Source organism: Pedobacter zeaxanthinifaciens, assembly GCF_003313335.1.
GTDB lineage: Bacteria > Bacteroidota > Bacteroidia > Sphingobacteriales > Sphingobacteriaceae > Pedobacter > Pedobacter zeaxanthinifaciens.
In genome coordinates, this window is record NZ_QMHP01000006.1 from 147491 (window position 1) to 165547 (window position 18057).

Here is an 18057-nt window from a genome sequence, read left to right on the forward strand (position 1 = left end):
TAAAATATTAAGCTTGTACTTTAGCTTTTTTTGAGCTGTTTTTTACTTTGTCAACAAATACTTTTGCTGGTTTAAAGCTAGGAACAAAGTGCTCTGGGATAATAATTGCAGTGTTTTTAGAGATATTTCTAGCAGTTTTTTGAGCTCTTTTTTTCACTACAAAACTGCCAAAACCTCTTACGTATACATTTTCACCAGCAATCATGTTGTTTTTGATTACTTTGAAAAATGCCTCCACTGTTTCTTGAACGTCAACTTTCTCAATCCCTGTCTTTGTTGAAATTTCAGCAATAATATCTGCCTTAGTCATATTTCTAAATTTAATTAAATTATTGTGTGTTGTTTTTTAATTACATCTAATTTGGGGATGCAAAAGTATTGCTTTTTAATGAGATAGGAAAATAAAAGATGATTTATTTATAGTACTGACCATCATAGCATTGCAACTTTTATCGTTTTAACTGCTTTTATTGTACTTTTGCCTCAATGTCGTTTCAACTGGAAATTGTAGCCTGGTACTTGAAAAATAAGCGAGATCTCCCTTGGAGAAATACCACAGATCCTTACGTAATCTGGCTTTCGGAAATTATTTTGCAACAAACAAGAGTGGAGCAAGGCCTGCCTTATTTCAACAGGTTTTTGGCCCATTTTCCAGATGTGAGCTCGTTCGCGGCCGCCTCCGAAGAGCAAGTTTTGAAACTTTGGCAAGGGTTGGGGTACTATTCCAGAGGCCGGAATATGCTGCATACTGCCAAGCTAGTAATGTCAAAATATGCAGGAGAATTTCCTACAAGCTACCAAGAACTGATTGCTTTGAAGGGTATTGGGGCTTACACGGCAGCGGCCATATCTTCTTTTTCCAGTAATGAAAAACAGGCCGTTGTTGATGGCAACGTTTACCGGGTTTTGGCAAGATATTTTGGAATTAGCCATCCCATTAATTCCAATATTGGTCAAAAGGAGTTTGCAGATTTGGCTAAGCAGCTTATTGCTGATCAAGAGCCTGCGATTTATAATCAAGCTATAATGGAGTTTGGGGCATTGCAATGCAAGCCGAAAGCGCCATTGTGCGAAACCTGTCCGCTACGCTTGGATTGCCAAGCATATCAACATCAAATTGTTGATCAACTTCCTGTTAAACTAAAAAAGGTAAAGGTTAAAAAGCGTTACTTCAACTATTTTGTAGGCATTGCTAATCAACAGATTTTAACAAAGCAACGTACTGCCGGCGATGTTTGGCAGCACCTTTACGATTTCCCGCTAATTGAAACCGATGAAGAGTTAACAACTCCAAGCGCTGAATTTTTTGATAAAATTAAATCAATTTTCGGCACTGAGGTGAAAATAAGCCTTTTAGACGCTAGAAAGCACATCCTGACACACCAAATTATATATGTTCAATTTTTTGCAATAGATAATTATATTGTTAACTTTAATGATTATGCCGAAATTAAATCGGTTGATATTGAAGATTTTAAACAGTTGCCGCACCCGAAAATTATAGGGGATTTTATTGAAAAACATATAGACTAATCAAATATTATTTATGTCAGGTATTAACAAAGTAATCTTAGTGGGCCACTTGGGAAAGGACCCCGAAGTTAGACATTTAGAAGGTGGAGTTACCGTAGCAAGTTTTCCTTTAGCCACCTCGGAGACATTCAACAAAGATGGAAAACGTGTAGAGCAAACAGAGTGGCACAATATTGTTTTGTGGAGAGGATTGGCCGAGGTAGCCTCTAAATATTTGCAGAAGGGAAAATTAGTTTACATTGAAGGTAAATTAAGAACCCGCTCATTTGAGGACAAAGAAAAAGTAAAGAAATATGTTACCGAGGTGGTTGCCGAAAACTTTACAATGTTAGGCAGAAAAAGCGATTTTGAACCTACACATCCTAACGGAACAACATCAACCAGTAAAATAGAAGATGATTTTTCTAACGCAATTGATGAAAGTGGTGATTTGCCGTTTTAAACTAAGGGAAATATAAAAGCAAGGCCAGGGCATTTTACCCTGGCCTTTTTATTTAACCAACTCGCCGTAGCAAATTGAAAGTGCTTATGTCGGGCACTGTGCAAGTTCCGTTTGTTGGCAAACATAAATTAACGGAACTAGCCTTTCAACTGCTGGCAGCGAGAATAACTTATTCCACCGTTACGGATTTTGCCAAATTTCTAGGCTGGTCAACATTACAGCCCCTCATTACAGCAATATGGTACGATAAGAGTTGCAGCGGAATGGTAGCCAACAAAGGCAAAAATGCTTCGCTTGCGTCAGGAATTTCAATGCAGTAATCAGCCATTTTTTTAACTTCGGTATCGCCTTCAGTTACAATGGCAATCACCTGCCCTTTTCTAGCTTTTACTTCTTGTATGTTGCTTATTACTTTTTCGTACGATGAATTTTTAGTAGCAATAAATACCACTGGCATTTCTTCGTCAATTAAAGCGATAGGGCCATGTTTCATCTCGGCGGCTGGATAACCCTCAGCATGGATGTAAGAAATTTCCTTTAATTTCAGGGCACCTTCCAAAGCTACAGGGAAACCACTTCCTCTTCCTAAAAATAAACAGTTTCTAGCATCTTTAAATTTGGCAGCAATTTCCTGTATCAATTCGTTCGATTGTAAGGCCGTTTGTATTTTATCCGGAATGCAGTCTAACTCAGTAAGTAATTCGGTAAGTTTAGAGTTGTTCAACGTACCTTTTTGTTGCGCCATGTAAAACGCCATTAAGGTTAGCACTGTAACTTGTGCGGTAAATGCCTTTGTAGATGCTACGCCAATTTCTGGTCCGGCATGGGTGTAAACGCCTGCATGGGTAATACGCGGAATGGAAGCCCCAACTACATTACAAATACCGAAAATAGTGGCGCCTTTCTCTTTGGCCATTTCAATAGCGGCCATGGTGTCTGCAGTTTCTCCCGATTGGGAAATGGCAATTACCACATCTTTTTCAGTGATGATAGGGTTGCGGTATCTAAATTCCGAAGCGTACTCTACTTCTACAGGAATACGGGCATATTCTTCAATTAAATATTCGCCCACTAAACCTGCGTGCCACGAAGTGCCGCAAGCTACCACAATAATTCTGTCAATATTTTTAAGCTTATCGGCAAACTCTTTGATGCCGCCTAACTGTACTTTGCCTTCCTCCGGATAAATACGTCCCCTCATACAATCGCGAATGGATCTGGGCTGCTCGTAAATTTCCTTTAACATAAAATGTTCATAGCCACCTTTTTCAAGCATTTCGAGTTTTAGCTCCAATTCTTGAATGTATGGTGTTTGAATCACATTGTCTAAACGCTTAATTTCAAGTGCATCACGTTTTAAAAAGGCAATTTCGTTATCGTTAAGGTAAATTACATTTTTAGTGTATTCTATAATAGGAGTAGCATCAGATGCAATAAAATATTCCCCTTGCCCAACGCCGATAACCATTGGACTACCTTTCCTTGCAGCGATTAACTGGTCAGGATTTTCCTCATCCATAATTACAATGGCGTAAGCTCCCGTCACTTCATTTAAAGCTAAACGAACCGCTTCAGTGAGCTCAACGTTGCCATTTTGATAAATTTCCTCGATCAAATGCACTAAAACTTCCGTGTCTGTGTCGCTGCTAAATGAATGTCCTCTGGCCGCTAACTCTTCTTTTAAGGTGGCATAATTTTCTATAATGCCATTGTGTATAATACTGAGGTTGCCTTTTTGTGAGGTGTGCGGGTGGGAGTTCCTGTCTGAAGGTGCGCCGTGTGTTGCCCATCTGGTGTGCCCCATTCCAATGGTTCCCGATAGGTTTTTGTCAACCGAAAAATCTTCAAGTTCTTTTACTTTTCCAGCTTTTTTGTAGATGTTAAGTTGGTTGTTATCGATAAGGGCGATGCCGGCACTGTCGTACCCCCGATATTCAAGTCTTTTTAATCCTTTTAATACAATTGGCCATGCTTCTCTAAAACCGATATAGCCTACAATTCCGCACATAAATTAGGGTGTTTTTAAATAAAAAATCGCCCTAAAGTATCTCTTTACCCCGATTAAATCAAACGTTTGCGCTGAATTTGAGGCAGATTGTTTTTGAGTAGGAAGAAAATCATTTATAGCCGTTGTAAGCTCTTGCGGGAATCTTCAAGAAAGTGCAGAAATGCCGCAATGGCGCAATAAATCGAATTGTGTTTAAGTGTTTGGTAAACAAATTATTAGCTTTGTTTTTGCGCTGGTTATTGTGGCGTGATTACGAGATAATGTGTCTATTTGCGGTTATTGAAAAAAAAAGAAAATTTTTTCAGAAAATGTAGCTGTTTTAGTGATGAATTAGATGAAGTGGAACAATTTGAATGAAACTCGTTAGCTTGTACTAAAGGTGATTTGTGCTGCTGCGATGGGCGTAAATAAAAAGGCCTTAAGAAATTTTCCTAAGGCCTAATATATCTTTAAAACTAAATGCTATTAATTGATTTTGGTATAATAGATATTGAGCTTAATTAAGTTGTCGCCAGCTGCTGGATTTTTCTTGAAGCTGCCAATTACAGCACGACCCGCAGTTGCGAAGTTTGTAGCTGCCAAATAGTAGTTTGTGGTAGTTGCTGTTGTTGGTATCACACCTAGATAAGTGCCATAATCTTCGGTTTTGCCATCCAATAAATCCTGCACGTAAGCTGTAATCACAAAAACGTATCTCTTTTTAACGGAGTCAAAATATCCGCCGAAAACAGAGCTGTTTGCTCTAGGATCGCCGGCATAGGTATAGCCATCACCGAGGTCATTATCGGGAATGTTTTTTCTTTGCCCAGCAATATCATTTTTGTATAAAGCTAAACGTGGAGCTGCTCTAAATGGGGCTACGTCTGTTGCCGAACTTAAATCAATCACTAACTCTGCTTTGTTAATTACCATTGGACCAACTTCCTGCTTCATTTTTTTCAAATAAGGGAAAGTCAATTTGTTTCTTAAGCCACCTAGCGGTTGTAGGTAAGTAGTAGCAAATTGAGTAGTTGGTGCGTTTAATTGGTTTTGAACGGCAGTGCTGTAATTGTGCGTAATGCTAGTTGCAGCGGCGCTACCAAGTGCCGTTGAAATAGGAAAGTTAACAGATACGGTATCGGTTAAAGTAGTGGTGCTTGCGTTTTGTCTTCTGAAATATAACACCAAACCCGAGGTTGAAGTAGTAGCCGTTTGTGCAGCGAAATTGAAAAACATTACACCCCCATTGCCTAAATTAGCTTGTGAGCTTGGCCTAATTTGTACATGCAAACCTTTGAATGCACTTTGGAAATAAGAATTGTATTTCAAAGATGTAGCATCTAGATTTAACAATTTAGTGGTGATGGCTGCTTTGTCTAATTTCAATCGCAATTGCGGTTTTACTGTCATTGCGGTATCTGGAGCGCCGGTAAGCACATCGGTTACTCTGAAAGGTGTTTTAGGGAAAATCCTGCCTGAGTAGTTGCCCAAAGTTGTACTTTCGAAAGCATAGCTGCGGTTGCTGAGGTAAGAAGTTTCCTTAGAAAGGTTGTTGCTCAGCTGGTGTACATCAATGCTATAATTTGCCGTACTATCACCATAAAATTCGCTGTCGAAATTTAATACCAATACAGCAGAGTCCAATACCGGATTGGTGCCAAAGCTGAATGATTCACTGGGGATATTTACGCCTAAGGCTAAGCTGGCTTCGGTTGTTCCTAAAACAGGATCCTTAAGAAAGCCAAAAGGATAGGTAGAAAGACCGTTTGTAGCCGCTGCATTTTCTTGGATGGTTCTTGAAGTTACGGTTGCTGTATCTAACAGGCCGCCCTGTACACTACTACTAGGGTCAACTTCCAAACCTATGGTTGAAGTACGCTCACAAGAAGCGAAAAGAAAAAGACTTATCAACAAGGTTAATAAGTCTATTTTGAAGAATCTCATATTTATACTTAAATAAAGCCTTTTACTATGCTATCGAAACCAACTCATCATTAGCAACCTCTTCGTAAAACGTATAGAAGTTGTCGTAATTTTCGGTTAAGTTAAAGGCTAAAGTTGGCTTATTAGAATCTTTAACAAATTTTAACACGGCCTCGTCTATTTTTTCATCAGCAAAAACTACCGCATCAGCATGTGTAATAGCACCAATGTGCAAGCTGTTGCAATCACCTGAGGCGAAAGCTTCGGTATCGGCACCAGTCATGTGGTTCATGATTGCTTTTTTGTGGAATTCTGGGTTCAATTTTTCATCGAAACAGTTTTCGTAAACCGAATAAACCACTTTTGCATTTTTGAAAGTAGGATCGTTTTTGTAAGTGGTTTTGATATAAGCAGGTACTAAAGCAGTCATCCAGCCGTGGCAGTGTACCACATCAGGCGACCAGCCTAGTTTTTTAACCGTTTCCAAGGCTCCTTTGCAGAAAAAGATGGTTCTTTCATCGTTGTCTGCGTAGAACTTGTTCTCTTTATCCCTAAACACGTATTTCCTGTGGAAGTAATCTTCGTTATCCAAGAAATAAACTTGCATACGAGCCGCTGGTATAGACGCCACTTTAATGATCAAAGGGTTGTCGTTGTCATCAATAATGATGTTCATCCCTGATAATCGGATCACCTCGTGTAGCCTATTTCTTCTTTCGTTAATGTTGCCAAACTTAGGCATCAAGATGCGGATTTCGAATCCTTTTTCCTGCATAGCCTGAGGTAATTGGCGTGTAATTTCAGAAATTTTGGTAAGTTCGAGGAAAGGCGACATCTCGTGGGTAATAATCAGTAGCTTCGTTTTTGCCATCTCCATATATTATAAATTACAGTTAATTTAAAGATTATCAAGGGGCAAAGGTACGGAAAATATTAATATTTATCAAGATATTGCGTTTGGGGCTTTGTAAGTATCGAATAATTACACAATTTAGCACCCTTAAATTAAATTCAGATATTGAAAGTCATAGCCACCATAACCGAGCTACAGCAAACGTTAACGCCTTTAAGGCAGGGCGGAGCTAAAATAGCATTGGTACCTACCATGGGCGCATTACATAATGGTCACCTATCGCTCATTGCAGCGGCGCAAAAACAGGCCGATATCGTGGTTTGCAGTATTTTTGTAAATCCAACACAGTTTACTGATCCTAAAGATTTGGAAAAATATCCGAGGCCTTTGGAGCATGATATCAAGATGTTAACTGAGGCCGGTTGCAATTTTGTTTTTATGCCGTCGGTTAAAGAGATGTACCCAAGCTACCCAACCCCAGAAAACTGGAAGATTGATTTGGGGCCGGCAGAATTTGTGCTAGAAGGCGAGTTTAGGAAGGGGCATTATCAGGGCGTTACCCAAATTGTTTATAAGCTTTTTGATGCGGTAAAACCTGAAGTTGCTTTTTTTGGCCAAAAGGATTTTCAGCAGGTGCTGATGATTAAAAACATGGTATTGGAGCTTGGTTTAGCGGTGGATATTGTTACTTGTCCAATTATTAGGGAAACGGACGGACTGGCCATGAGTTCCAGAAATATTCACCTTAACAAAGCCGATAGGGAACATTCCTTAGCATTGAGTAAAGCGCTTTTTTATATCGAAGAAAATTACACGACGCAACCTATTGACCGATTAGTTGAACAGGCAAAAGCAATGATTAGTAGCGTAGAAGGGGTAGAATTAGATTATTTGACTATCGTAAACGGAGATACGCTTTTGCCAATTAAAGAAAAGGCAAGTAATAATACGGTAGCTTTAATAGCAGCCAAAGTTGGAGAAACGAGGTTGATTGACAATGTGATTATCAACTAGTTTGTCGGTTAAATGTAGCCTTATGCCTTTTACCTTTTTACCTTCAACCTTAATTGCTAACTTTGCTGCATGATTATCGAGATCTTAAAATCGAAAATACACCGCGTTAGGGTAACTCAAGCTGAATTGAATTATGTTGGTAGTATTACTATTGACGAAGATTTGATGGATGCGGCGAACATTATTGCTAACGAGAAAGTGCAAATTGTGAATAACAATAACGGTGAACGCTTTGAAACTTACGTAATTAGAGGTGAGAGAGGAACCGGTACAGTTTGCTTAAATGGCGCAACTGCTCGAAAAGTACAGGTTGGTGATATATTGATTATCATGTCATACGGTTCTTTACCTATTGAAGAAGCCAAAAAATACCAACCTATTTTGGTGTTTCCTGATGACAACAATAGGTTGTTAAAGTAGTACGTCTAATTGGTAGCTGCTTAAACAACGGCTTTCTTGTAAGCTGTTTCTGATTTAATGAACCCAATTGTAAAATTCGGATTTAAAATCCTGCGATAGTGCTTCGAGATTGCAAATCTCGAAGAGCGGGGTATTCTTGGTTAAATCTTCAGTTTTCTTTGCGTTCCCTGTGTGCTTTGCGGTTTTTTTTTTAACGCAGAGAAAAAAGAGAGTTTTGCAGAGATCGCAAAGGTATTTCTTGGTTAAATCGTCAGTTTTCTTCGCGTTCCTTGTGTGCTTTGCGGTTTAATTTTTTTTAACGCAGAGGAAAAAGAGAGTTTTGCAGAGATCGCAAAGGTATTTCTTGGTTAAAATCTTCAGTTTTCTTTGCGTTCGCTGTGTGCTTTGCGGTTTATTTTTTTAGCGCAGAGGAAAAAGAGAGTTTTGCAGAGATTGAAGGTATTTCTTGGTTAAATCTTCAGTTTTCTTTGCGTTTCTTTGAGTGCTTTGCGGTTTAATTTTATCGCAGAGGAAAAAGAGAGTTTTGCAAAGAACGCGAAGGTATTCTTGGTTAAATCTTGAGGTTTTCTTTGCGTTCCTGTGTGCTTTGCGGTTTATTTTTTTTACGCAGAGGTAAAAAAGAGTTTTGCAGAGAACGCGAAGGTGTCCCCGTTTTTTAGAGCTTTGTTGAAGTTTGTGTATTGCAGGAAATTTTGTTAACTAAACCCGATTGAAGTGAAAATACTTTTGCTGCAGATTACTTCTCCGAATTATCGGAGCAGGCTGTGCCTCGCAATGACGAAAAAAAGCAAAAGATTGTAACGGAAAGCGGGACTGAAGTAACAGATAACCACGGCAATTGCTTTTCAAAACATAAAATTATGCTCCAAAATTTAAAAACGCTCCGGTTCAGTTGGCTGTTGGAGACTAATAAATCTACTTAATGCGCTTCTAGCCAATTTATGCCCTCACCAATTTCAATTTCTATGGGCACTTCTGTTTTTATAGCGGTTTTCATCCTATGGGTAATAATTTCCTTTACCTGTTCTTTTTCGTTTTTTATTACGTCAAAAACCAACTCATCATGCACTTGCATGGTCATTTTTGATTGCAATTTTTGTGCTGCCATATCTTTATGGATGTTGATCATAGCAATTTTGATCATGTCTGCAGCTGAACCTTGGATGGGTGCGTTGATGGCATTTCGTTCTGCGTAGCCTCTAACCGTCATGTTGGCCGAATTGATATCTCTTAAATACCTGCGGCGTCCCATAATGGTTTCCACATAACCATTTTCGCGGGCGAAATTCATGGTGTCGCTCATGTAGTTTTTGATGCCAGGATATTGGATAAAGTACTGGTCAATAATTTCTGCAGCTTCTTTACGTGGGATGTTTAAATTTTGCGAAAGGCCAAATGCGGATTGACCGTAAATAATTCCAAAATTAACCGCTTTTGCATTTCTACGTTGGTTAGAGGTTACCTCGTTAATGCTCACGCCGTACACTTTGGCGGCGGTAGCGGTATGGATATCAATGCCGTTCAAAAAGGCATCTAACATGTTGGCTTCTTTGCTGATTTCGGCGATAATCCTCAGCTCAATTTGCGAGTAATCCGCAGAAAGTAAGATGTGGTCATCATCACGAGCGATAAATGCTTTACGCACTTCGCGGCCCCTATCAGTTTTAATAGGGATATTTTGAAGGTTAGGATTGTTGGAACTTAACCTGCCGGTAGCCGCTACCGCCTGGTTGTAGCTGGTATGTACCCTTCCAGTACGTGGGTTAACTAATAAAGGGAGTGCATCAACGTAAGTGGATTTTAGCTTTTGCATTTGACGGAAATCCAAAATATCCTGTACAATGTCGCTTTTTGCAGCTAGAGCGGTAAGCACATCTTCACCGGTTTGGTATTGTCCGGTTTTCGTTTTCTTCGCTTTTGGATCTAACTTTAAATGATCAAAAAGCACCTCGCCCAATTGCTTAGGTGAAGCTAAGTTAAACTTCAGCCCTGCTTTATCATATACTGAAAGCTCGGCCTTTAAAATCTCTTCTTGAAGCTGTGCCGAATAGTTAGCTAGTGTTTCAGCATCAATTCGCACCCCTTCTTTTTCCATATCGGCTAATACGTAAATTAATGGGTTTTCAATCTCCGAAGCTAATTTACTTGCATTTCGTTCCGCTAACATGGGTTCAAAAACATTGGCCAATTGCAGCGTTACATCAGCATCTTCAGCGGCGTAATCTACTACTTTTTCTACCGGAACATCTTTCATGTTGAGTTGTCCCTTGCCTTTTGGTCCAATGAGCTTGGTAATAGAAATTGGTGTATAGCCCAAATAGTTTTCAGATAGTACGTCCATGCCGTGTCTGGTATCAGGATCAATTAGGTAATGTGCCAGCATGGTATCAAATAGCTCGCCTTTTAGGTCGATGCCGTACCATTTCAATACCAATAAATCGTACTTTATATTTTGACCGATTTTTACGATGGTTTCGTTTTCAAAAACGGGTCTAAATTCTTCTAGTATCGCTAAAGTTTCTTCTCTGTTTTCTGGCGTGGGAATGTAATATCCTTTACCAGGCTCAATGGAGAATGATAATCCTACCAGGTCAACCAAATTGGCATCTACCCCTGTAGTTTCAGTATCGAAAGAGATTTTGGCTTGTTGTAGTAAGAGCGTTACCAATGCTGCCCTAGCCTCGGGAGTTGCTACCAATTGATAATCGTGTGGTGTATTGTCGATGTTTTTAGCATCAATTGGAGTATCAAAAAGCGAAGGTTGGTTTTCAGGCTCCTTAATGGTAACAGAAACCGAATTGCCGAATAAATCTTGCTGTCCGCCTTTACCTTCATTTACACTAAAGTTATCGCCAAAAACACGCTTTCCAATGGTTCTAAATTCCAGTTCGGCAAACAAGGGTTCAAGCAATTCTTTGCTAGGTTCTTCAACCAATAACTGCTGCTCGTTAAACTCAATAGGTACATTTAAAATAATTGTAGCTAATTTTTTGGAGATGAGCCCTTGTTCCACATGGTTTTCGATGTTTTCTTTTTGTTTTCCTTTAAGTTCATGCGTATGGGCAAAGATATTTTCCATGCTGCCGTACTGCTTAATTAACGCTTTAGCAGTTTTTTCGCCAATACCCGGAATGCCCGGGATGTTGTCCACGGCATCGCCCCAAAGGCCCAAAATATCTATCACTTGATCAACCCTTTCGATTTCCCATTTGGCTAAAATTTCAGGAACGCCTAAAATTTCCATATCGTTACCCATACGGGCAGGTTTGTAGATGAAAATATTTTCTGATACTAGCTGTGCAAAATCCTTATCGGGAGTCATGCAATATACCTGAAAACCAGCCTTTTCTCCTTCTTTAGCCAAAGTGCCAATAATGTCGTCAGCTTCGTAACCATCTTTGGTAATCACCGGGATGTTAAATCCTTCGATTAACCTAAAGATATACGGAATGGCTTTTGAGAGGTCTTCTGGCATTGCCTCGCGGTGTGCTTTGTAAGCTTCAAATTCAGTATGTCGTTCCGTAGGGGCATCAGTATCAAAAACTACTGCAATATGGCTAGGCTTTTCCTTTTTTAATACCTCTAGTAGCGTGTTGGTGAAGCCCATTACGGCCGAAGTATTAATGCCAGTTGATGTAAAACGTGGGTTTTTGCTCAAGGCGAAATGCGCCCGGTAGATTAGCGCCATCCCATCTAAAAGGAAAAGTTTTTTATTGCTCATTGCTTAATGTCTTTCGATGTTTAGAAAACTTAATCTTGTAAAGTTATAGAATATGAGCAAAGGCTAGGCATATAATTTATTTTTTGATGCTTGTGGATTTTTATATCATTGAGCATCTAATTTTTAAACCTTGATATGATGAGAAAAACGCTATTAACGCTTATCGCTGTTTGCGCTGTTAAAATTGCGAGTGCGCAGTATGCTAAAATTATGCAAGTATTGCAGTTTGAAAATGTGACAAACGAAGAAATGCCTCTGTACGGAAGTATAGAAAAACCAATTGAAAGTGGCGCCTTTATCAATTTGTTAGATGCAGGGAGCCGTGCAAATGGAATGAGAAAGCTCTATAACTCCTATCGCTGGCCAAATGGGGGTAGAATAGATTTTTCAAAAAGATTTAGCACCAAGGGAGGCAGTAAAGGAATTGTTGACTGTTATACTTTGGTGAATCCAACGACTAAAGACACGTTGCGGTTATACGTAGATCCATACAAAACCTCCGAGAAATATTATATACCAAAAGGATTAATTGCATTGAATTCAAATTTGCTAAAAGACGAAGTTGAGCCAATTTTGCAACAAATACAGGAGATTAATCAAGCGCAAGACGGTGAGGCGCTAAAACTACATGCTGGCGAAATTTTAAGCTACTTGTCATCCTATTCCTTTCAAAATTTATTAGTTGATCAGGATCAATTAATGCCCGTAATGCAAGATAAAGAAGCGGACAAGACGCTAATTGGATTTTTAATGCGGAGTTATATGTTTAACAAATTTTATGCAATGGCAAAAGATTTGGGAAATGAGAAAGCTTATGCATACGAAAAGATGAAAGCCAGCTATGCAAATTTTGTTAAAGTACACCCTGATTTTGCGAAAGGTAAATTAGACGACTATTTTAAACCTTAACTTGTTAGTTTTAATATGTTAATTAATGTTATGGTAGATAACAATGATACAGATTTTCCGTTAATTTGGGCATGAAAACTTTAAAGCTATTGGTTGTTTTTTGCTTGCTTGTAGTTGCTGCTAAAGCTCAGGATGCGGTACTCATTAGTGAGGGGAATTTTGTTAGGGGCGAAATTAAAGGGACTAACTACGAATCTGTTTTTATACAAATTGAAGAGCAAGGATTAAAGGAGTATAAAGCCAAGGATATACAATCGTTTTTATGGAACGGGGATACTTACGTGAGCAAACCTTTTATTGTTGGCAAAAAGGGCGTAATCAAGTTTTTTAGGTTGATAGAAAGTGGTAAAGTGAACTTATATAGCGTTGGCGGCACTTCTGGTGTAGATGAACCTGTGGCGCAACCTAGGCAAAAAGTTAGGCCTGCATTTGGTGTTGGCATGGGAACCGGCGGAATGGGCGGTGTAGGCGGTGGTGTTAGCATCAACCTTGGCGGCGGACGTGGTGGCGTTGAGCGCCCAGCAGGAGCTGCGCCGAAACCTAAGGAGTTTTACTTTATCGAAAAGCCCGGCACTGGCCCTATGCAGGAAATTGCCGTTGATGGTTCGCGTACGGCAGCAACCAAAGCATTGTTGTTGCAAAAACTCACTGGCGATGAAGGACTAACGGAAAGCATTAAAGCCACAGAAAGCTTTGATGATAAAGTACTTATTGCCCTGGTGAAATCCTACAACGAATCAGTAAAGTAAGTTTGTTGGCCAAAACTTTAAATTCATAAAACTCCGTGAGCTTTGGGTAGCGTTTTGTTGAAAAGACGTGCCACGAGGTTTAATTATTGGCTAAAGGTTTAAGATGCTTTTTTACGCCTGTGAGTTTTTGGATGCCATTAAAGGAGAAAATCTTTCCTTGTTGCATTTCCTTTTTTAAGTCTTTATCCCACACATGGATTACTGTATCTCCGATATGAATCCATGTTAATTTTACGCCATCAAGTGTGGAGTTGCTAATTTTAGTAATAGTTCCTGAAATAGACTTTTTGTTAATGTTTGGGCTGTACTGGTAAGTGTAGAAATGTTTTTGCTGTGCCTTAACTTTTGAAAATAGGCACAGCAAAAAACAAAAAATAATTAAATTGTTTTTCATAAGGCATGATAGATACATCTTCCTTATAAAATAATATGCCAAAGCTAATTAAAGCAAAATTTAGCAGTTTTTATACTACAGCGTTATAATTACAAGGGCTTAAGTTGGTCATTTTGAGGATGTATTTCCACAACCAATCGTGATAAACCCGGGGTGAAAATTGGCCCGCTACTTTTTCAAGTCGTCCCAAAATTCAACTGCCCTGCGGTAGTGCGGAATTACAATTGAACCACCAACCAAATTAGCAATCATAAACACTTCGTTCATTTCCTCATCTGTTACTCCTTCGTTGAAACATTTTTCTAAATGATACTTGATACAGTCGTCGCAGCGCAGCACCATTGATGCTACCAAACCCAACATTTCCTTTGTTTTTACGTTAAGCGCACCTTCCGCATACGAGGTGGTGTCTAACGCGAAAAACCTTTTGATATTGGTATTAGCGGTTTCCATAACCCGCTCGTTCATTTTTGATCTGTAGTTGTTAAAATCCTCTACTAGTTTTCCCATTTTAAAAATGAATAAATGATTAAATTTTGAATGATTGAATATGCCATAATACCATCGTACTATCGACTTTCGTACGTTACAGTTCCTGCAACGGATCCCAAAACACCTGCTTGAAATTCTTCACTTTATCGTTCACCACCACAACACCTTCTTGCTCCAAAAGTTCTTGCATTAAGTTTGGCGGCGAAAAGTGGAACCTACCGGTTAACAGACCGCTGCTATTCACTATGCGATGTGCCGGCACTTTAGGACTAGCTTGCCCAGCATAGGCCATGGCATGCCCCACCATGCGTGAGGAGTTAGCAACACCCAAAGCCTTGGCGATGGCACCGTAAGAAGTTACCCTGCCTTTTGGTACTAATCTTGCCACTTCGTAAACTTGTTCGTAAAAATTAGTGTCCATTTGCTCTCCTTTCCGTTGTACTTAATAACGGTATACCTAACTAAACGAAAACTGAATATAATTAATGTTTTTGTCCTTTTTAAGATAGATGCGCTCGTAATGTGTTTTAATGGATAACACTTCGTCTGCTAAATCAGATTGGTACAAGTGATTGGTGTCCTTGTGTGTTACTAAGCCTAGCTCTTCAACTTTTTCCTTGGTGTAGCTGTACAATCCGTCGTTATCTGTTTTAAGGTTGATTTTTCCACCCTCACGCAACAAAGGTTTGTACTTGGCTAAAAAGTTAGGGGAGGTCAGTCGTTTCTTTTCTCTGCTAATTTGCGGCTGCGGATCAGCAAACGTAATCCAAATCTCGTCAATTTCATCTTCTCCAAAATAATCCAACAAATCTTCAATCTGTATACGTAAGAACGCCAAATTTCCAATATTTTCATCAACGCCTGTTCTGGCTCCACGCCAAATTCGGTTTCCTTTTAGGTCAATCCCAATGAAATTTTTCTCCGGAAAAAGCCTGGCTAAGCCAACTGAATATTCCCCTTTTCCGCAGGCTAGCTCCAACACTACCGGATTATTGTTTTTGAAATGCGATACGGCCCATTTGCCTTTTAACGCCTTAGCTTCATCAAGTTCGTAAACGTTCGGAAAAGTTTTTATTTCCGCAAATTTTCTGAGTTTATCTTTGCCCACTGCTGTTTTTAATAATGCACAAAAGTAAGATTAAAATGTTAAACCGCTTCATTAGCTGAGTTGGTGATTAGGTTTTTAATTAAGACCTTGCGCTATAAATAAAAATTACCAGCTTGGGGCTGAAACATTTCTTGCGTGTCATACTCTAAAATAGGATTAATAAACAATGTAATTTCGCAATTCGATGACCTCTAATTTTTTAAAGCTCTTTTTAATTTTTTTTAGCCTTTCCTTTTCTTCCGCTTTTGCTCAACAAATATTTAAAATATCAGGGCAAATCAAATCAGCCGATGGGCCACTTGAAGCAGCTAGTATTCAAATTGTTGAAGCAAAGCAAACCATCGCAACCGATAGTTTGGGTAATTACGAAATCACACTCAAAGCAGGCAATTACACCTTTATTGTAAGCGCCATTGGTATGACTACCCAAAAAAAGCAATTAAAGGTGGGCCGCAATCAGGTGTTAAATTTCAGCATGGATGATAGCGCCAATAACCTAGATGAGGTAGTAATATCTACAGCAAAGGATAACAGGAGCTTAGCGAGTCCGCAAATGGGCGCTGAAAGATTAACCATGAAATCCGTTAAAAACATTCCGTTAATTTTTGGAGAGCGAGATATTCTGAAAGCCATTCAGTTGCTGCCCGGTATCAAATCTGCGGGAGAAGGTGGTGCCGGAATTTACGTTCGAGGTGGTTCTGCAGACCAGAATTTAGTGCTGATGGATGATGTACCCGTTTACAACGCAGCGCATTTGTTGGGCTTCTTTTCTACATTTAATCCCGATGCGGTGGAAGACATTACGGTGTACAAAACTGGTATGCCATCGCAATATGGCGGTCGTTTGTCTTCTGTACTGGATATTAAAATGCGGGAGGGCGACGAACAAAAATTCTCTGCCTCGGGCGGTATTGGTCTCATTTCTTCTAAACTAACTTTGGAAGGGCCAATCAGCAAAGGCAAATCTTCTTTTTTAATTTCGGGACGGAGAACCTATGTAGATGCATTACTGAAACTATCTCCCGATAGCACCATTAATAGAAATATCCTATATTTTTACGATGTTAATGGCAGGGCCGATTTTCAGCTTGGCGAAAACGATAAACTTACTGTTACGGGCTACCTCGGTGCAGATAAATTGGGCTTGGCCGAAACATTTGGGCTCACTTGGGGAAATGCCATTGCAAGCGCACAATGGAAGCACATCTACTCCACTAAGCTAACCTCGGCTACCATCGCCTCTTTTACCAGGTACCAAAACAAAATTGAGGTGAATACTGGCATCGATAACGTCCGTATTTTTTCCCAGTTGAGAGATTGGGCACTTAAGCAAAATTTCTTCTGGCAGGCATCCGATAAGCATTTGCTAAAATTTGGTTTCAACAGTATTTATCATAGGGTTACGCCGGGTGAAGTTACCTCACAAGGGCAGTCGAGTTTTAACGACCTAAATTATCAAGAGCGCTTCTCTCTAGAAAATTCGGTTTTTGCTTCGAGTGATTGGCAAGCTACAGATAAGCTCAATATAGCATTAGGCGTACGCTTAACAGGATTTAGCGTGTTGGGCGGTGGTGATTATCTAACGGTAGATAAAGATGGAAACATCATTAACGCTACAACTTATAAAAAAGGAGAGGTAGTGAAAACTTACCTTAACCTTGAGCCCCGATTGGCGTTGAGCTATCTGTTGAACACCAATAGCTCATTGAAAGCTTCTTATGTTAGAAATGTGCAAAATATGCACATGATTTCGAACTCTACCTCAAGCAGGCCAAGTGATAAATGGCTGCCAAGTTCGCTCATGGTAAAACCGGAAATTTCCGATCAGGTGGCCTTGGGTTATTACAGGAATTTACTTGATAATGCCTTTGAATTAAATGTAGAGAGTTATTATAAAACCATGGACAATCAAATTGATTATAGGGATGGTGCAGAAACATTTAACTCAGATAATATCGAAACACAAATTTTATACGGTAAAGGACGAGCTTATGGTTTAGAATTGTTGTTTAAGAAGAAGAAAGGTGATTTTACGGGTTGGCTAAGTTATACATTATCCAAAACTGAACGACAAATTGATGGGATTAACAGCGGAAATTGGTATAACGCCCGACAAGATCGTACACACGAGTTAGCGTTAGTTGGTTCGTACCAGTTGAGTGAGAAATGGAGCTTATCTGCTTCTTGGATCTACTATACCGGTGATGCCATTACTTTTCCAAGTGGAAAATACAATATCGATGGGCAAGTGTTTTTTTACTACACGGATAGAAATGCCTATCGTATGCCATCGTATCATCGCTTAGATTTAGGCGCCAACTTGCAGCTGAAAAAACGTAAAAACTACAGTTCTGAGCTTTCGTTTAGTTTGTATAATGCCTATGGCCGAAAAAATGCCTATTCGATTACGTTTAGGGAAGCCGAAAATGATCCTACAAAAACGGAGGTGGTGCGTACAACGTTGTTCCAATTTTTGCCATCTATTTCTTATAACTTCAAATTCTAAGTATCA

16 protein-coding genes are annotated in these 18057 nt (G+C 39.4%); 7 read left to right on the forward strand and 9 right to left on the reverse strand.

What is annotated here, in order from left to right; all coding sequences use genetic code 11:
- Positions 1-7 precede the first annotated feature (7 nt).
- Complete coding sequence (locus DUT68_RS10960; protein WP_262510298.1) at positions 8-325, reverse strand: HU family DNA-binding protein; 318 nt, start codon at positions 323-325, stop codon at positions 8-10.
- Positions 326-486: 161 nt separating this feature from the next.
- Here DUT68_RS10960 and mutY point away from each other — a divergent pair, with 161 nt between their 5' ends.
- On the forward strand, positions 487-1533 hold the full coding sequence (mutY, locus tag DUT68_RS10965; protein ID WP_113638243.1) for an A/G-specific adenine glycosylase: 1047 nt from the start codon (positions 487-489) through the stop codon (positions 1531-1533).
- Positions 1534-1546: 13 nt separating this feature from the next.
- A complete protein-coding gene (locus DUT68_RS10970; protein WP_113638244.1) occupies positions 1547-1975 on the forward strand; it encodes a single-stranded DNA-binding protein in 429 nt (142 codons plus the stop codon).
- A 169-nt stretch (positions 1976-2144) separates the two neighbouring features.
- Here DUT68_RS10970 and glmS read toward each other — a convergent pair whose 3' ends face one another.
- The 3 genes from glmS to DUT68_RS10985 all read right to left on the reverse strand — a co-directional run bounded on the left by glmS (position 2145) and on the right by DUT68_RS10985 (position 6756).
- Complete coding sequence (gene glmS, locus DUT68_RS10975; protein ID WP_113638245.1) at positions 2145-3983, reverse strand: glutamine--fructose-6-phosphate transaminase (isomerizing); 1839 nt, start codon at positions 3981-3983, stop codon at positions 2145-2147.
- 465 nt (positions 3984-4448) lie between these two features.
- Positions 4449-5906, reverse strand: coding sequence for a DUF4270 domain-containing protein (locus DUT68_RS10980; protein WP_113638246.1), 1458 nt, complete (start codon positions 5904-5906; stop codon positions 4449-4451).
- A 25-nt stretch (positions 5907-5931) separates the two neighbouring features.
- The gene (locus tag DUT68_RS10985) at positions 5932-6756 is read right to left on the reverse strand and encodes a glycogen/starch synthase (RefSeq protein WP_113638435.1); all 825 of its coding nucleotides are present in this window, start codon (positions 6754-6756) and stop codon (positions 5932-5934) included.
- A gap of 147 nt (positions 6757-6903) precedes the next feature.
- On the opposite strand from DUT68_RS10985, the gene panC reads away from it, so the two are divergent.
- Together panC and panD are read left to right on the forward strand one after the other, a co-directional pair.
- Positions 6904-7752 (forward strand): pantoate--beta-alanine ligase, encoded by an 849-nt coding sequence (panC, locus tag DUT68_RS10990; protein ID WP_113638247.1) that lies wholly within the window; start codon positions 6904-6906, stop codon positions 7750-7752.
- Positions 7753-7821: 69 nt separating this feature from the next.
- Positions 7822-8172 carry an aspartate 1-decarboxylase gene (panD, locus tag DUT68_RS10995; RefSeq protein WP_113638248.1) on the forward strand — a complete coding sequence of 117 codons (351 nt, stop codon included), beginning with the start codon at positions 7822-7824 and terminating at the stop codon, positions 8170-8172.
- Between the two features lie 919 nt (positions 8173-9091).
- Here the strand turns inward: panD and polA are convergent.
- Positions 9092-11893, reverse strand: a complete 2802-nt coding sequence (gene polA / locus DUT68_RS11000) for a DNA polymerase I (RefSeq protein ID WP_113638249.1) — start codon at positions 11891-11893, stop codon at positions 9092-9094.
- Between the two features lie 138 nt (positions 11894-12031).
- Between polA and DUT68_RS11005 the strand changes: the two genes are divergently transcribed.
- Positions 12032-12802, forward strand: coding sequence for a hypothetical protein (locus tag DUT68_RS11005; protein ID WP_113638250.1), 771 nt, complete (start codon positions 12032-12034; stop codon positions 12800-12802).
- A 71-nt stretch (positions 12803-12873) separates the two neighbouring features.
- The gene (locus DUT68_RS11010; protein WP_113638251.1) at positions 12874-13551 is read left to right on the forward strand and encodes a hypothetical protein; all 678 of its coding nucleotides are present in this window, start codon (positions 12874-12876) and stop codon (positions 13549-13551) included.
- A 79-nt stretch (positions 13552-13630) separates the two neighbouring features.
- On the opposite strand, the gene DUT68_RS11015 is transcribed toward DUT68_RS11010, so the two are convergent.
- From DUT68_RS11015 to trmB, 4 genes are all read right to left on the reverse strand, one after another.
- The gene (locus tag DUT68_RS11015) at positions 13631-13945 is read right to left on the reverse strand and encodes a hypothetical protein (protein ID WP_113638252.1); all 315 of its coding nucleotides are present in this window, start codon (positions 13943-13945) and stop codon (positions 13631-13633) included.
- 168 nt (positions 13946-14113) lie between these two features.
- Positions 14114-14455, reverse strand: coding sequence for a carboxymuconolactone decarboxylase family protein (locus tag DUT68_RS11020; protein WP_113638253.1), 342 nt, complete (start codon positions 14453-14455; stop codon positions 14114-14116).
- A 76-nt stretch (positions 14456-14531) separates the two neighbouring features.
- Positions 14532-14858 carry an MGMT family protein gene (locus DUT68_RS11025; RefSeq protein WP_113638254.1) on the reverse strand — a complete coding sequence of 109 codons (327 nt, stop codon included), beginning with the start codon at positions 14856-14858 and terminating at the stop codon, positions 14532-14534.
- Positions 14859-14894: 36 nt separating this feature from the next.
- A complete protein-coding gene (gene trmB, locus DUT68_RS11030) occupies positions 14895-15545 on the reverse strand; it encodes a tRNA (guanosine(46)-N7)-methyltransferase TrmB (protein ID WP_113638255.1) in 651 nt (216 codons plus the stop codon).
- A gap of 184 nt (positions 15546-15729) precedes the next feature.
- Between trmB and DUT68_RS11035 the strand changes: the two genes are divergently transcribed.
- The gene (locus tag DUT68_RS11035; protein ID WP_113638256.1) at positions 15730-18051 is read left to right on the forward strand and encodes a TonB-dependent receptor; all 2322 of its coding nucleotides are present in this window, start codon (positions 15730-15732) and stop codon (positions 18049-18051) included.
- The last annotated feature ends 6 nt before the right edge of the window (positions 18052-18057 follow it).

Bases quoted from the DNA above. Each gene is read 5' to 3' on its own strand.
- DUT68_RS11035 (WP_113638256.1), top strand. From the start codon at position 15,730: ATGACCTCTAATTTTTTAAAGCTCTTTTTAATTTTTTTTAGCCTTTCC.
- panD (WP_113638248.1), top strand. From the start codon at position 7,822: ATGATTATCGAGATCTTAAAATCGAAAATACACCGCGTTAGGGTAACT.
- polA (WP_113638249.1), bottom strand. From the start codon at position 11,893: ATGAGCAATAAAAAACTTTTCCTTTTAGATGGGATGGCGCTAATCTAC.
- DUT68_RS10970 (WP_113638244.1), top strand. From the start codon at position 1,547: ATGTCAGGTATTAACAAAGTAATCTTAGTGGGCCACTTGGGAAAGGAC.
- DUT68_RS11020 (WP_113638253.1), bottom strand. From the start codon at position 14,455: ATGGGAAAACTAGTAGAGGATTTTAACAACTACAGATCAAAAATGAAC.
- glmS (WP_113638245.1), bottom strand. From the start codon at position 3,983: ATGTGCGGAATTGTAGGCTATATCGGTTTTAGAGAAGCATGGCCAATT.
- mutY (WP_113638243.1), top strand. From the start codon at position 487: ATGTCGTTTCAACTGGAAATTGTAGCCTGGTACTTGAAAAATAAGCGA.
- DUT68_RS10980 (WP_113638246.1), bottom strand. From the start codon at position 5,906: ATGAGATTCTTCAAAATAGACTTATTAACCTTGTTGATAAGTCTTTTT.
- DUT68_RS11025 (WP_113638254.1), bottom strand. From the start codon at position 14,858: ATGGACACTAATTTTTACGAACAAGTTTACGAAGTGGCAAGATTAGTA.
- DUT68_RS11010 (WP_113638251.1), top strand. From the start codon at position 12,874: ATGAAAACTTTAAAGCTATTGGTTGTTTTTTGCTTGCTTGTAGTTGCT.
- DUT68_RS10985 (WP_113638435.1), bottom strand. From the start codon at position 6,756: ATGGCAAAAACGAAGCTACTGATTATTACCCACGAGATGTCGCCTTTC.
- DUT68_RS11005 (WP_113638250.1), top strand. From the start codon at position 12,032: ATGAGAAAAACGCTATTAACGCTTATCGCTGTTTGCGCTGTTAAAATT.
- DUT68_RS11015 (WP_113638252.1), bottom strand. From the start codon at position 13,945: ATGAAAAACAATTTAATTATTTTTTGTTTTTTGCTGTGCCTATTTTCA.